This is a genomic window from Pectobacterium sp. CHL-2024 (assembly GCF_044751765.1).
Lineage (GTDB): Bacteria > Pseudomonadota > Gammaproteobacteria > Enterobacterales > Enterobacteriaceae > Pectobacterium > Pectobacterium brasiliense.
The window spans coordinates 19798-33702 of the sequence record NZ_JBIXKO010000017.1 but is presented as its reverse complement, the minus strand read 5'-3'; the positions used below and the strand labels follow the sequence as shown (position 1 = coordinate 33702).

General features: G+C 53.9%; 12 protein-coding genes. 8 read left to right on the top strand and 4 right to left on the bottom strand.

The genetic code is table 11. The features are described 5' to 3' along the window. Positions 1 to 74: 74 nt before the first annotated feature. Complete coding sequence (locus ACIPUG_RS18455) at positions 75 to 1229, bottom strand: mandelate racemase family protein (protein WP_010297089.1); 1155 nt, start codon at positions 1227 to 1229, stop codon at positions 75 to 77. Between the two features lie 636 nt (positions 1230 to 1865). Here ACIPUG_RS18455 and nirB point away from each other — a divergent pair. The 8 genes from nirB (at position 1866) to ACIPUG_RS18415 (ending at position 11386) form a co-directional block, all read left to right on the top strand. Continuing rightward, positions 1866 to 4418 carry a nitrite reductase large subunit NirB gene (gene nirB / locus ACIPUG_RS18450; RefSeq protein WP_039498082.1) on the top strand — a complete coding sequence of 851 codons (2553 nt, stop codon included), beginning with the start codon at positions 1866 to 1868 and terminating at the stop codon, positions 4416 to 4418. Beyond that, complete coding sequence (gene nirD, locus ACIPUG_RS18445) at positions 4415 to 4783, top strand: nitrite reductase small subunit NirD (RefSeq protein WP_400339626.1); 369 nt, start codon at positions 4415 to 4417, stop codon at positions 4781 to 4783. The genes nirB and nirD overlap by 4 nt, the downstream gene beginning before the upstream one ends. 26 nt (positions 4784 to 4809) lie before the next feature. After that, positions 4810 to 6189, top strand: coding sequence for a siroheme synthase CysG (cysG, locus tag ACIPUG_RS18440; protein WP_039522038.1), 1380 nt, complete (start codon positions 4810 to 4812; stop codon positions 6187 to 6189). A 487-nt stretch (positions 6190 to 6676) separates the two neighbouring features. After that, on the top strand, positions 6677 to 7393 hold the full coding sequence (locus ACIPUG_RS18435; protein ID WP_039288675.1) for an ABC transporter permease: 717 nt from the start codon (positions 6677 to 6679) through the stop codon (positions 7391 to 7393). Further along, the gene (locus ACIPUG_RS18430; RefSeq protein ID WP_014916851.1) at positions 7393 to 8127 is read left to right on the top strand and encodes an ABC transporter permease; all 735 of its coding nucleotides are present in this window, start codon (positions 7393 to 7395) and stop codon (positions 8125 to 8127) included. The genes ACIPUG_RS18435 and ACIPUG_RS18430 overlap by 1 nt, the downstream gene beginning before the upstream one ends. Further along, positions 8124 to 8888 (top strand): ABC transporter ATP-binding protein, encoded by a 765-nt coding sequence (locus ACIPUG_RS18425; protein WP_010277637.1) that lies wholly within the window; start codon positions 8124 to 8126, stop codon positions 8886 to 8888. The genes ACIPUG_RS18430 and ACIPUG_RS18425 overlap by 4 nt, the downstream gene beginning before the upstream one ends. Positions 8889 to 8964: 76 nt before the next feature. Beyond that, the gene (locus tag ACIPUG_RS18420; RefSeq protein WP_014701663.1) at positions 8965 to 9834 is read left to right on the top strand and encodes a transporter substrate-binding domain-containing protein; all 870 of its coding nucleotides are present in this window, start codon (positions 8965 to 8967) and stop codon (positions 9832 to 9834) included. A gap of 94 nt (positions 9835 to 9928) precedes the next feature. After that, positions 9929 to 11386: a M20 family metallopeptidase gene (locus ACIPUG_RS18415; RefSeq protein WP_039288667.1), complete on the top strand. Its 1458-nt coding sequence runs from the start codon at positions 9929 to 9931 to the stop codon at positions 11384 to 11386. A 75-nt stretch (positions 11387 to 11461) separates the two neighbouring features. On the opposite strand, the gene trpS is transcribed toward ACIPUG_RS18415, so the two are convergent. The 3 genes from trpS to rpe are packed head-to-tail and all read right to left on the bottom strand — an operon-like array spanning position 11462 to position 13837. After that, complete coding sequence (gene trpS / locus ACIPUG_RS18410) at positions 11462 to 12466, bottom strand: tryptophan--tRNA ligase (protein ID WP_010277651.1); 1005 nt, start codon at positions 12464 to 12466, stop codon at positions 11462 to 11464. Next, positions 12463 to 13167 carry a phosphoglycolate phosphatase gene (locus ACIPUG_RS18405; RefSeq protein WP_075278410.1) on the bottom strand — a complete coding sequence of 235 codons (705 nt, stop codon included), beginning with the start codon at positions 13165 to 13167 and terminating at the stop codon, positions 12463 to 12465. The genes trpS and ACIPUG_RS18405 overlap by 4 nt, the downstream gene beginning before the upstream one ends. Next, positions 13160 to 13837, bottom strand: a complete 678-nt coding sequence (gene rpe, locus ACIPUG_RS18400; protein ID WP_010297113.1) for a ribulose-phosphate 3-epimerase — start codon at positions 13835 to 13837, stop codon at positions 13160 to 13162. The genes ACIPUG_RS18405 and rpe overlap by 8 nt, the downstream gene beginning before the upstream one ends. Positions 13838 to 13905: the final 68 nt, after the last annotated feature.

The following is a 13905-nucleotide window of genomic DNA, read 5'->3' as shown; positions in this document are numbered from 1 at the left end:
TGGAAGACGACAACTTTTTATTTTTTAGGTAAGGCTATCTTTCAGGTCGAACAAAAAACGATTAGAACAAAACGTTATTCTTTACTTAGGGTATGCTCCTCAATCCAGTCAAAATTAATATCTTCTCCCAGCCCTGGACGTTGCGGCAGATGCACAAAGCCCTCGTTGTCCATTGGATCGACAATCGAATTCAGATACGCAGCAGGTTCATCGTAATCGAGGAAAGGATGCAGCAGCCCGCGCTCATACCAGCGGCAGTTTTTGATCGCACCCACGACGTTGAGGTTTGGCGCGCCGTTACCGTGAACTTCACAGTCCATACCGAAGGATTCCGCCAGGCTCGCGACTTTCATACACGGCCAGAGACCGCCCACGCCTTGCACGCCTGCGCGTAGAATGTCGCATGCACCTTCTTTAACCCAGTCAGCACGACTGAAGTATTTGCCTGACAGACTTTCTGGCCCGATAACATCGATATCCAGACTCTTAGTCAGCCAGCTGTAAGACGCCATGCTCTGTTCTTCCATCGGCTCTTCAAACCAGGTGAAATCGAGCTTTTGCAGTTCACGGCCGATGTACAGTGCATCGCTGCGGCTGTACCAGTGGTAACCATCCAGCATCAGGCAGATATCCGGGCCGACCGCTTCACGTACTGCCGCACAGGCTTGTACGTCAATCTTCGGGCTAGGCGCGAATGACACCGGTGGCATCCAGGTATGCAACTTGATGGCTTTATAGCCGCGCTGCACCAGCTTTTCTGCAAACTGGCCGTATTCCTCTGGCGTAGACAAGCCGCCTTCCAGCTCGTCACCACACATGGTGCTGCCGTAAGCAGGGACTTTCTCACGATAGCCGCCGAGCAGCTTATGCACTGGCATATTGAGCACGCGACCTTGCAGATCCCACAGTGCGGATTCCACAATCGACAGCGCGCGGTCGGTCAGTTGGTTGGCGCTACCGCGCTGCCAGTGCACCAGATCCTGCCACAGGCGCTCACGGTCGAACGGGTTTTGCCCAATCAACACTTTGCGGAAGAAAGCATTAACGATATGAGGACGAATCACTTCCGGCGGCGCGAAAGCGTAGCCTTTCTGGCCGTCATCTGCCGTGATGGTTAACAGCGCCATCTTGGCCTGATTTTCAGGTCCCGGGTGTGAATGACCCGCACTGTCGGAAACCCGGCGTGTGGGATAAGTGAAGACGGTGACATCAATTGATTCTATTTTCACGTTGTTACCTGCCTTGATGTTTAACACAACTCATGTACAAGATTGACGAATGTAAGCCGTATAAATAATTAAAGAATAACTCCACTGACTGTGTTGGCCTTGTCGCTAAAAAACACCGCTATTTTTCTGGTACGACCTTATAAGTCGATCAATGTCACAGAAAAGAAATAGCGTGCTAATTAAAAAAAAATGCTGTTTTATTTTCAATTATTAAGGTTGCGACGCCGTTAGTCATTAGGCAATTTCTTCCATATGATGAAATTATGTCACCGATAATTGTGCAATTGCACACAACCTTGTGAGCATTATCACCAGAAAATTTCATATCCTTATTAAACAAATGGATAATCCCTTAGTTTTATTTCTAAGCGATCAGGAACGTGAATGATTGACGAAGGGGACGATTACTCTGATAGCGGATTGCCCGCTAACCAGTCGGCTTCTGACCAAAAGCGTGCTATAGATCTCATTTTTGACCGCCACTAAAACTCCAGCAAAAACCAAGACTTAAGAAAAAATAAGTAAAATCATCAAGATACCTATAAAGTAGTATATAAAAGACAATTTGATGTACATCAATAAGCGTCCAGTGTGGAGCGATAAGGTAACCTCAGAAGAAGCAATTTTGAGGCAAAAATGAACAAAGTCAGACTCGCTGTTATCGGTAACGGGATGGTTGGCCACCGTTTTATCGAAGAGTTGCTGGATAAGGCCCCAACGTCCACCTACGAGATTACCGTTTTTTGTGAAGAACCCCGCGTCGCCTACGATCGTGTCCACCTCTCTTCTTACTTCGCGCACCACACGGTAGAAGAGCTCTCTTTAGTACGCGAAGGCTACTACGAAAAAAATGGCGTTAAAGTCCTGCTCGGTGAACGCGCCATCACCATCAACCGCAGTGAAAAAGCCATCCACTCCAATTCCGGCCGTACCGTGTATTACGACAAGCTCATCATGGCCACCGGCTCTTATCCGTGGATCCCGTCAATCAAAGGATCAAACGGGCAAGACTGTTTCGTCTACCGCACCATTGAAGATCTGAACGCCATCGAAAACTGTGCACGCCGTAGCAAACGCGGCGCGGTGATCGGCGGGGGTCTATTGGGTCTGGAAGCGGCTGGCGCGCTGAAACACCTTGGCGTGGAAACGCACGTCATTGAGTTTGCCCCGGTGCTCATGGCCGAACAGCTGGATGCACAGGGCGGCGCCCTGCTGCAACGCAAGATTGAAAACATGGGTGTGCGTGTACACACCAGCAAGAATACGCAGGCCATTCAGCATTCCGGTCTGGAAAACCGCAAAACGATGGTCTTTGCCGACGGCAGCACGCTGGAAGTCGACTTCATCGTGTTCTCAACCGGTATCCGCGCACAGGACAAACTGGCGCGTCAGTGTGCGCTGGAAATCGGCCCACGCGGCGGTATCGCGATTAACGACTGGTGCCAAACCTCCGACCCGGACGTCTACGCTATCGGCGAATGTGCCGCCTGGCATGGTCGGCCATTTGGTCTGGTCGCACCTGGCTACAAAATGGCGCAGGTTGCCGTCGATCATCTGTTAGGGCACGAAAACCGATTCCAGGGTGCCGACATGAGCGCCAAGCTCAAGCTGATGGGCGTCGATGTCGGCGGGATTGGTGATGCACACGGCCACACGCCGGGCTCTCGCAGCTACATGTGGCTGGATGAAAATAAAGAAACCTACAAACGACTGATCGTCAGCGCCGACAATAAAACGCTGCTTGGTGCTGTGCTGGTCGGCGACACGCGGGATTACGGCAACCTGCTGCAATTCATGCTGAACAAAATCCCGCTGCCGGATTCTCCTGAAGCGCTGATTCTTCCTGCGTCCGCTGGCAGTGCCAAACCGACGCTGGGTGTCGATGCTCTGCCAGAAAGTGCGCAAATCTGCTCCTGCTTCGACGTGTCCAAAGGCGATATCATCAAAGCGATTAACGGCGGCTGTCATACCGTCGCGGCGCTTAAGGAAACCACCAAAGCCGGTACGGGCTGCGGCGGCTGTATTCCGCTGCTTACGCAGGTGTTGAACGCTGAACTCAGCAAACAGGGGATCGAAGTCAATAATCACCTGTGTGAACACTTCGCCTATTCGCGTCAGGAGCTGTACCACCTGATCCAAATCGAAAAAATCAAAACGTTCGATCAACTGCTGGAGAAACACGGTTCAGGCTACGGCTGTGAGGTCTGTAAACCGACCGTCGCGTCCCTGCTGGCTTCCTGTTGGAACGAGTACGTGCTCAAACCGCAGCACACGCCGTTGCAGGATTCTAACGACAACTTCCTCGGCAACATTCAGAAAGACGGCACCTACTCCGTGATCCCACGCTCCGCAGGCGGGGAAATCACGCCGGATGGCCTGATCGCCATCGGTCGCATCGCGAAGCAATACAACCTGTACACCAAAATGACCGGCTCTCAGCGCATGGCGCTATTCGGCGTACAGAAAGACGACCTGCCTGACGTGTGGGCTCAGCTCATCGAAGCCGGGTTTGAAACCGGCCACGCTTACGCCAAGGCATTACGTATGGCAAAAACCTGCGTCGGCAGCACCTGGTGCCGCTTTGGCGTCGGCGACAGCGTGGGCTTTGGCGTCGAGCTGGAAAACCGCTACAAAGGCATCCGTACGCCGCACAAAATGAAATTTGGCGTCTCCGGCTGTACGCGGGAATGTGCAGAAGCACAGGGTAAAGACGTGGGGATTATCGCCACCGAAAAAGGCTGGAACCTCTATGTATGCGGCAATGGCGGGATGAAGCCGCGCCACGCCGACCTGCTGGCAGCCGACTTAGACCGCGAAACGGTAGTCCGCTATCTGGACCGCTTCATGATGTTCTACATTCGCACGGCCGATAAGCTCCAACGTACGTCCGTCTGGCTGGATAATCTCGAAGGCGGCATCGACTATCTGCGTAATGTGATTGTGAAAGACAAACTGGGCATTAACGATCAGCTTGAAGCGGATATCGCACGGCTGCGAGAAGGCTACGTCTGCGAATGGCAGGCGACGCTGGAAGATCCAGAAGCACAGAAACGCTTTGCCCACTTCATTAACAGCCCGGTACGTGACCCGAACGTGCAAATGGTGAGTGAACGTCAACAACACCGTCCGGCGCGCCCTGCCGAGCGTATTCCGGTGAAACAGATTGAACTAGCGGAGGAAAACGCATGAGCCAGTGGACGACCGTATGTAAGTTAGACGACATCCTGCCCGGCACTGGCGTTTGCGCACTCGTCGAGCAGAAACAGATTGCCGTGTTCCGCCCACGTAACGATGAGCAGGTTTACGCCATCAGTAATATCGATCCGTTCGCGCAGGCGAGCGTATTAAGTCGCGGGATAGTGGGAGAACATCAGGACGATCTTTGGGTCGCAAGCCCATTGAAAAAACAGCATTTCCGCCTTTATGATGGCTTCTGTCTGGAGGATGGAGCCTATTCTGTTGCAGCTTATGATACTCAGGTAACAAACGGTAATGTGCAAATATCCATCGCAGACCGTGACATCGCGGTTGATAATAGCCAACCATTACCCTAATAACCTGAGCTTTCAAGAGGCGTTACATGGATTACCTGCCAATATTCTGTCAGTTGCACGATAAACCTTGTCTATTGGTGGGAGGGGGTGAAATAGCCGAGCGTAAAGCCCGGCTATTGCTGGATGCTGGCGCAGTGATTACCGTCAATGCGCTCGATTTTAACGATCAATTTCGGGCGTGGGAGCAGGATGCTCAATTAACGCTGGTACACGGCACCTTCGATCCCACGTTACTGGACGCGGTGTGGCTGGTGATTGCCGCTACCGACGATCAGGACGTCAATAACCATGTCTATGCCAGCGCCAGCGAGCGCCGGATTTTCTGTAATGTGGTGGATTCACCAGAACGCGCCAGCTTCATTATGCCGTCGATCATCGACCGTTCACCGCTGATGGTCGCGGTGTCTTCTGGCGGCGCTGCTCCGGTATTGGCTCGACTACTGCGGGAAAAGCTGGAAAGTATTCTGCCGCAAAATCTCGGTAAGCTGGCGACCTACGCAGGTGAATTGCGCAGTCGGGTCAAAAGCCGGTTCCGCAATATGAGCGCGCGCCGTCGCTTCTGGGAAAAGCTCTTCGTACACGATCGGCTGGCGCAGGCGCTGGCAAATGACAATAGCCAGAGCGTTCAACAACTGACGGAGCTGCTTTTCTCCGCGCCGCTCGATGACCGAGGTGAAGTCACGCTGGTCGGCGCAGGGCCGGGCGATGCGGGATTACTGACGTTGAAAGGCCTTCAGCATCTCCAGCAGGCTGATATTGTCGTTTACGATCGACTGGTATCGAAAGAGATCCTCAACCTGTCACGCCGAGACGCCGAGCGAATTTTCGTCGGTAAAGCGTCTGGCTATCACAGCGTGCCGCAGGATCAAATCAATCAACTGCTGGAAGAAAAGGCACGAGCGGGGCATCGGGTCGTCAGGCTGAAAGGCGGTGATCCCTTTATCTTCGGCCGTGGAGCCGAAGAGCTGGAGCACCTGCAACAGGCCGGCGTACCGTTCTCCGTCGTCCCTGGAATTACGGCCGCGTCGGGCTGTTCAGCCTACAGCGGTATCCCGCTCACCCATCGCGATCACTCGCAGGGCGTCAGGCTGATCACCGGACACGTCAAGCACGACACCGATCTGGACTGGTCCAGCCTCGCAGCGGAAAAACAAACGCTGGTGTTTTACATGGGGCTTCAGCAGGCTGAGCACATTCAAAGTAAGCTCATCGAACAGCGGTTACCGGAAACCGTGCCTGTCGCGATTATCGAAAACGGCACCTCAACCAAACAGCGCGTTCTGACTGGACAGCTCTCCCAACTGCGCGAATTAGCACAACAAGCCAGCAGCCCGAGTTTGATCATCATCGGCAACGTTGTCGGGCTGCGGGAAAAATTAAGCTGGTTCTCTGACCAGACAGCATAATCCTCTCCTTACTACCCTACTCACCCGCTATCCGCTCTACCGGATAGCGGTTATGCACCATCATAATGCAACGCCCCGTCAAATAGCATAACAATGCACTATTTTGAACATACTCCCTTACAAAATGTCACTTTAATGCTTTACCGCAGGCCACATCTGCCTTATTTTGACTAAAACAAAACCCATTAATAAGCAGACTATATGAATAAATAATCAATAATCGTTTACGTAAAACGTGGCCCGACTATTGCTTAGCTTTCTAATAGATTCGCGGCACGACCTCTGAATCGTTCCTATCGAACCGATTTCATCGTCAAGCCATCGTGGTTTATCGAAATTAGTGCCTCATCGAACGAATACATATCGAAAGGTGATACATCGCGTCATTACGTATTTCTACTCTCGTTCCTGAACGGAGTATGTAGTCCTCTCATCACAAAAACAGTTCTGCTCAGCAGAACAATAAGCAAGCAGTTTGGAGTCACTTGTGGAAGACGTTACTTTCTGGCACCTCATCAGTTTTGGTGAACATGGCTGGGGGAAATTATTACTCATCGGGGCAGGAATGACGCTCGCGCTGGCGATCGGCGGCTTTCTGCTGGGGGCGGTGATCGGCACGATCGGTGCCTGGTCCAAAATTTGCGGCAATCGCCCCGTGCGCTATCTGGCCGATGGCTACACGACGCTTATCCGTGGCGTCCCCGATCTACTCATCATCTACCTGCTGTATTTCGGCGGCAGCTCCGCGTTAACCCTGCTCGCCAAACTATTTGGCAGCAATGAGTTCTTTGGCTTTCCCGGCTTCCTCGCCGGGGTAATCGCCGTCGGTATTTCCTCCGGTGCGCAGCAGACGGAAGTCTACCGCGGTGCCTTCTACGCCGTGTCCAAAGGGGAAATTGAGGCCGCCAAAGCCTGCGGTATGCCAACGTTACTGCGCCTGCGCCGCATCATCATACCGCTCCTGCTGCGCCACGCGATCCCCCCACTCGGCAACGTGTGGCAGCTGGTGCTGAAAACCTCTGCGCTGGTTTCCGTTACCGGCGTCGCTGAACTATTGACGCAGGCGCAAACTGGCGCGGGCTCTACCGGCAAACCGTTTGATTTCTTCATGGCGGCCGCGCTGCTGTATCTGGCTATCTCAATCTGTTCCGGCTGGATTATGCGCCGTGCTGAGTCTCATTATTCCCGGGGTGTGAAACGCTGATGGATTTTCCTTTTCTGTACGAAACGTTTCTGGAGATTATTCCCGGTATCCCGTTAACCCTGCAGCTGGCGGTCAGTTCGGTCTTTCTGGGCTTCTTCCTGGCGCTGGGTTTGGCGTTGATGCAGCTGTCATCCTTTGCCGTACTGCGCTCCATTGCCCGGACCTACGTACTGTTTTTCCGCGGTACGCCGCTACTGGTTCAGCTGTTCCTGATTTACTACGGGCTGGGACAATTCACCTGGGTTCGGGAAAGTATGCTTTGGCCATTCCTGCGAGAACCGCACTGGTGTGCCCTGCTGTCGCTCAGCCTGTGTACCGGTGCCTATGCCAGTGAAATTATCCGTGGTGGATTGCAGTCCGTTCCGGTTGGTCAGATCGAATCGGCGCGCGCCTGCGGCATGCCGTCGTTCATGATTTTCAAGCGTATCGTTTTTCCGCTGGCCATTCGTCAGGCGCTCCCTGCTTACGGCAACGAGCTGATTTCGATGGTCAAATCGACCTCGCTGGCTTCCATCATCACGCTGATGGAAATCACCGGAATTGCTGCACGTCTCATCGCGGAAACCTACCGGGCGCTCGAAGTGTTTCTGGTCGCTGGTGCTATTTATCTGTTTATTAACCTGATTCTGACACGTTTACTGATGTGGACAGAATTTAGGCTTACCCCTCATCTCCGTGCGCCGGGTGCGCAACCGGCAGCGAAAAAAATTAAGAAATTGGGAGATCTGCAATGACGACACCCGCCATTAGCCTGCGCAACATTCATAAAAGCTTTGGCTCTCTGGACGTCCTGAAAGGGATTTCGATTGAAGCCAATCAGGGAGAAGTCATCTCAATTCTGGGATCGTCCGGTTCAGGCAAATCGACGCTGCTGCGCTGTAGCAACTTGCTTGAGCTTCCCGATCAGGGCGAGATTATCGTCGGCGGAGAAGCGATTGAAATGAAGCCGAACCGCAAAGGCCAGAACCGCCCGTCGAACCTCAAGCAGATCGACAGAATTCGTACCCAGTTGGGCATGGTGTTCCAGAATTTTAACCTCTGGTCACACAAGACCGTGCTGGAAAACATCATCGAAGCGCCCGTGCACGTCTTAAAACGCCCACAGGCGGAGTGCGTGGAGCACGCCGAGCAGCTGCTAGAGAAAGTCGGCCTGGCGGATAAGCGTCACTATTATCCTGCGCATTTGTCCGGTGGACAGCAGCAGCGCGCCGCAATTGCCCGTGCGCTCGCGATGGAACCCAAAGTGATGCTGTTTGATGAGCCGACCTCCGCACTTGACCCAGAGCTGGTCGGCGAAGTGCTGCGCGTCATGCGCACGCTGGCGGACGAAGGGATGACCATGCTGGTCGTGACTCACGAAATGGATTTTGCCCGCGAAGTCTCTAACCGCATCGTCTTCCTCCATCAGGGGGAAATTGAAGAACAGGGAACGCCGGAGCACGTTTTCACTGCCAGCCAATCGGCTCGCTTCCGGCAATTTATTGCCAGTTGGTAAACACAAACCCGCCACTATCGTTACCGTGGTGGGAAATAAACAAAATATAACGATATAAAACGCCGGGAGAACACCAATGATCAAATCGAAACTCACACTGCTCGCCTGTTCACTGTGTATGGCAGGAACATTGGCCGCTTCATTCACCGCCTCAGCGGAAGAGAAAAAATGGACGACCGTCCGCATCGCGACCGAAGGCGCTTACCACCCGTATAACTTCACCAAACCAGACGGTACGCTGGATGGTATGGAGATCGAACTGTACAAAGTGCTGTGTAACAACATGCAGGTGAAATGCGAGATCATGGTTCAGCCCTTCGCCAGCGCGATTCCTGCGCTGAACGCGGGTAAATATGACGCGATCATCGCGGGTATGTCCGCCACGGCAAAACGCCGTGAAGTGATCGATTTCAGCCAGCCGTACACGCAGGCAGGACAGACTTTCGCCGTGCTGAAATCCAGCTCACTCGCCAAAGATTTCCCAGACGCGGGCGTGCGTTTCTCTATTGAACCCGCCGATGAAGCGAAAGCTCTGGCAGAAGTTGAGAAGCTGAAACCGCTGCTGGAAGGCAAAACCATCGGCGTGCAGTCCGCCTCTATCGCCAGCGCCTTTTTGGATAAATACATGAAAGGCGTGATGAAAGTGCGCGAATATAAAACCACTCAGGAACACGATCTGGATCTGAAAGCAGGCCGTGTGGATCTGGTCATCGCTTCCGCACCTTACCTGAAAAGTACGACGGACAAACCGGGCAATGACAACATCGTGATGCCAGGACCACAGTTCATCGGTGGCATTCTGGGCAGCGGTTCTTCCGTTGGCCTGCGCAAAAGCGATCCTGAGCTGAAAGCCATGTTCGACAAAGCAATCGATCAGGCCAAGCAAGACGGCACCATCCGGAAACTGAGCGAAAAATGGTTCGGCATGGACACCACGCCGCTCTAAGCGTTACCCAATCGCAGAATCGCGTGTCATGGCCGATTGGCTGTGACACGCTCCTCGCCAATGCCATCCGAGAAATCAAACGAGCACACCACGCATGAATGCAACACACAATGAAGGAACGCTGCCGGCCGTTAATCGCCAGAACGTGGAAGAAATCTGCGATCTGATTGCCACCAAGCGGCAGCAGTTCTGTACGCTGAGCGACGGCATCTGGGATACGCCAGAGCTGAACTACGAAGAGCATCGTTCGGCGGCACAGCACGAAGCCATCCTGAAAGCAGAAGGCTTCCGTCTGACGAAAGGCATCGCCGACATGCCGACCGCACTGCTGGGTGAATTCGGCGAAGGTTTGCCGATTATCGCCATCCTGGGGGAATACGATGCACTGCCGGGCCTGAGCCAGCAGGCGAATGTCGCTGAGCCAAAGCCGTTGGAAAACGGTGGCAACGGCCACGGCTGCGGACATAACCTGCTCGGCACCGCGGCACTACAGGCAGCGACGGCAGTGAAAGATTATCTGCAAAAACACGCATTATCTGGAACCGTGCGCTTTTACGGCTGCCCTGCGGAAGAAGGCGGATCGTCCAAAGGTTTTATGGTCAAGGAAGGCGTTTTTGACGACGTCGATATCGCCCTCTGCTGGCACCCAGCAACCTTCACCGGCGTCAACAGCCCGGTCTCACTGGCCTGTAATGAACTGAATTTTTACTTCAAAGGTCGCGCGGCTCACGCCGCCAGCAGCCCACATCTGGGACGCAGCGCGCTGGATGCAGTGGAACTGATGAACGTTGGCGTGAACTACATGCGCGAACACATGCCGTCCTCCGCCCGCATCCACTATGCGATTACCGACAGCGGTGGCCACGCCCCGAACGTCGTACAGGCCAACGCCACCGTGCGTTACCTCGTACGAGCTCGCCAGTTGCCGGAACTGCACCAGCTAGTCAAACGCGTGAAGAAAATTGCCGAAGGCGCGGCGCTGATGACGGAAACCGAGGTCAGCAGCGAAGTGATTAGCGGTGATGCCAATCTGCTGGCAAACCCGCCGCTGGAAGCGCGTATGCACGAACATCTGCTGGCGCTCGGCCCGATACCGTTCGATGACGAAGACCGCAAAATGGCAGCGATGTTCCAGACCGCGCTGAGCGCCGAAGACATTGCCGAATCCTACGCGCGTTTCGGCGTTAAACCGCAGCCGGGCTTAACGCTGCACGACGGAATTTATCCGCTGTATAGCCCGAATGATGCCTTCATCGGTTCTACGGACGTGGGAACGGTTAGCTGGGTTGTGCCAACCGTACAGATTCGCAGCGCCACCTATGCCATCGGCACGCCAGCACATTCATGGCAGTTGGTCGCACAGGGGAAAACCGGGGCCGCACACAAAGGCACGGAGTATGCGGCGAAAGCGATGGCCTCACTGGCTATCGATCTGCTGGTCACGCCCGAACTGGTTGCACAGGCAAAAGCCGACCATCAGGAAAGATTGCAGCAGACACCGTTTGAGAACCCGATTCCAGACGACGTGTTTCCGCCTATCCCACAAGGATAAGAGAGCGGATGCGAAGGAATAGATAAGCAGTAGCAGGAAACCGTCAGGAGAGAGCCCCCTGACGGTAATTAAGACTTACGGACGGGCAACAAAACCGATAGCGTCGTAGACTTTCTTCAGCGTTTCCTGTGCGCGAGCACTCGCTTTATCAGCCCCTTCACGCATGATCTGTTGCAGGAAAGCCTCATCGTTGCGGAAACGGTGATAACGTTCTTGCAGCTCAGACAGCATACCGGATACGGCATCCGCCACCGCGCCTTTCAGGTGACCATACATCTGGCCATCGAATTCCTGCTCCAGCTCAGGGATGGGTTTTCCCGTCACGCCAGACAGAATATCCAACAGGTTCGATACCCCGGCTTTATTCTTCACATCATAGCGAATGACTGGCGGCTCATCGGAATCTGTCATCGCGCGTTTGATCTTCTTCACCACCGCTTTCGGATCTTCCAGCAGACCGATCACGTTGTTACGGTTATCGTCGGACTTGGACATCTTCTTGGTCGGTTCCAGCAGCGACATCACGCGGGCACCCGATTTCGGAATGAACGGCTCTGGCACTTTGAAAATGTCGCCATACAGGCTGTTGAAACGCTGTCCGACGTCACGGCTCAGTTCCAGATGCTGTTTCTGATCTTCACCCACTGGCACCTGATTCGTTTGGTACAGCAGGATATCGGCCGCCATCAGCACCGGATAACTAAACAGACCGGCGTTGATGTTCTCTTCATAGCGCGCGGATTTATCCTTGAACTGCGTCATGCGGCTCAGTTCGCCGAAATAGGCGTAGCAGTTCAGTATCCAGCTCAGTTGGCTGTGCTCAGGCACGTGCGACTGAACAAAAATGGTGCTCTTTTTCGGATCGATGCCGCAGGCCAGATACAGCGCCAGCGTATCCAGCGTCGCTTTTCTCAGCGCCTGCGGATCCTGACGCACCGTGATGGCATGCAAATCCACAATGCAATAGATGCAGTCGTAATCGTCCTGCATGTTGACCCACTGACGTAACGCCCCCATGTAGTTACCAATGGTCAATTCACCAGACGGCTGCGCACCGCTAAATACAATGGGCTTGCTCATACTAAGGGTTCCTGATTGTGTGAAGAAGAATGCCCGATCAGGGGCAAAATATCGGCAAAACGATCCAGAATGACATCCGGCTGACTCAGCTCGATCGCTTCACCATAGTTATAACCATACGTCATGCCGACACTGCGGCAGCCCGCCGCCTGTGCCGCCTGAATATCATTGCGGGAATCGCCGACGAACAGAAGCTCGCTGGCACGCAGCCCCAGCTTACCGAGCACCAGATAGAGCGGCGCAGGATGCGGCTTTTTCACAATGACGTCATCGCCACCGATGATCAGCGAAAAATAGTCGCCAATCCCCAGGCCTGCCAAGAGCGGGGCAACGAACGGCGTGGGTTTATTGGTCACCACCGCCATCGGAACGCCCTGCTGCGCCAACTGCGCCAGCGTCTCTTTTACCTGTGGAAACAGCGTGCTACCGCTATCCACCGTCTGCGCATAATAGACATCGAACCGCTCACGGGTTTCTTGCAAGCGTACACCTGTAGGCTCAACGCCAGCCCAGCGCAGCGCCCGTTCGACCATCACGTCCGCACCGTTACCAATCCAGGTTGCGACACGAGCTTCGCCCGCAGCAGGCAACGACTGCGCCACTAAAGCCTGATCGATCGCCGCCGCCAGACCCGGTGCGCTGTGAATCAGCGTCCCATCCAAATCAAAAGCTAATCCGCGAACTGCGGTTAATTCAGTCATGTGTCGTCCTTGAAATTTCACTACGCATTTGATCAATGACGGCACGGTAATCTGGATGACCAAAAATCGCCGATCCCGCCACAAACATATCCGCGCCCGCTTCAGCAATTGCGCCGATATTTTCTACTTTTACGCCGCCATCGACTTCCAGTCGAATGTCGTAACCGCTGTCGTCGATCAAGCGACGAACCTGACGCAGTTTATCCAGCGTGCTGGGAATAAAGGACTGGCCGCCAAATCCAGGGTTAACCGACATCAGCAGAATGATATCCAGCTTATCCATGACGTAATCGAGATAACTCAGCGGCGTCGCTGGGTTAAACACCAGCCCAGCCTTGCAGCCGTGATCTTTGATCAGTTGCAGTGAACGATCGAGATGATCCGTGGCTTCGGGATGAAAGGTAATGAAACTGGCTCCCGCATTGGCGAAATCCGGGATGATACGATCGACCGGTTTCACCATCAGGTGGACGTCAATCGGCGCAGTAATGCCGTAATCGCGCAGGGATTTCAGGACCAGCGGGCCAATCGTCAAATTTGGCACATAGTGGTTATCCATGACATCAAAATGGACCACATCCGCCCCGGCAGCCAATACGTTAGCGGTATCTTCACCAAGACGGGCAAAATCAGCCGACAGAATGGACGGCGCGATTAAAAACGGTTTCATTCATTTCTCCAAACGGTAAAGTCTGAATGCCTGCGGGTAACCTATTCCCGGCTAATGACGCCTCTCAG

Excerpts from the sequence above, each read along its gene's own strand:
- ACIPUG_RS18405 (WP_075278410.1), bottom strand. The coding sequence starts at position 13,167 with ATGACTGAATTAACCGCAGTTCGCGGATTAGCTTTTGATTTGGATGGG.
- ACIPUG_RS18425 (WP_010277637.1), top strand. The coding sequence starts at position 8,124 with ATGACGACACCCGCCATTAGCCTGCGCAACATTCATAAAAGCTTTGGC.
- ACIPUG_RS18420 (WP_014701663.1), top strand. The coding sequence starts at position 8,965 with ATGATCAAATCGAAACTCACACTGCTCGCCTGTTCACTGTGTATGGCA.
- nirD (WP_400339626.1), top strand. The coding sequence starts at position 4,415 with ATGAGCCAGTGGACGACCGTATGTAAGTTAGACGACATCCTGCCCGGC.
- cysG (WP_039522038.1), top strand. The coding sequence starts at position 4,810 with ATGGATTACCTGCCAATATTCTGTCAGTTGCACGATAAACCTTGTCTA.
- nirB (WP_039498082.1), top strand. The coding sequence starts at position 1,866 with ATGAACAAAGTCAGACTCGCTGTTATCGGTAACGGGATGGTTGGCCAC.
- rpe (WP_010297113.1), bottom strand. The coding sequence starts at position 13,837 with ATGAAACCGTTTTTAATCGCGCCGTCCATTCTGTCGGCTGATTTTGCC.
- ACIPUG_RS18430 (WP_014916851.1), top strand. The coding sequence starts at position 7,393 with ATGGATTTTCCTTTTCTGTACGAAACGTTTCTGGAGATTATTCCCGGT.
- trpS (WP_010277651.1), bottom strand. The coding sequence starts at position 12,466 with ATGAGCAAGCCCATTGTATTTAGCGGTGCGCAGCCGTCTGGTGAATTG.
- ACIPUG_RS18415 (WP_039288667.1), top strand. The coding sequence starts at position 9,929 with ATGAATGCAACACACAATGAAGGAACGCTGCCGGCCGTTAATCGCCAG.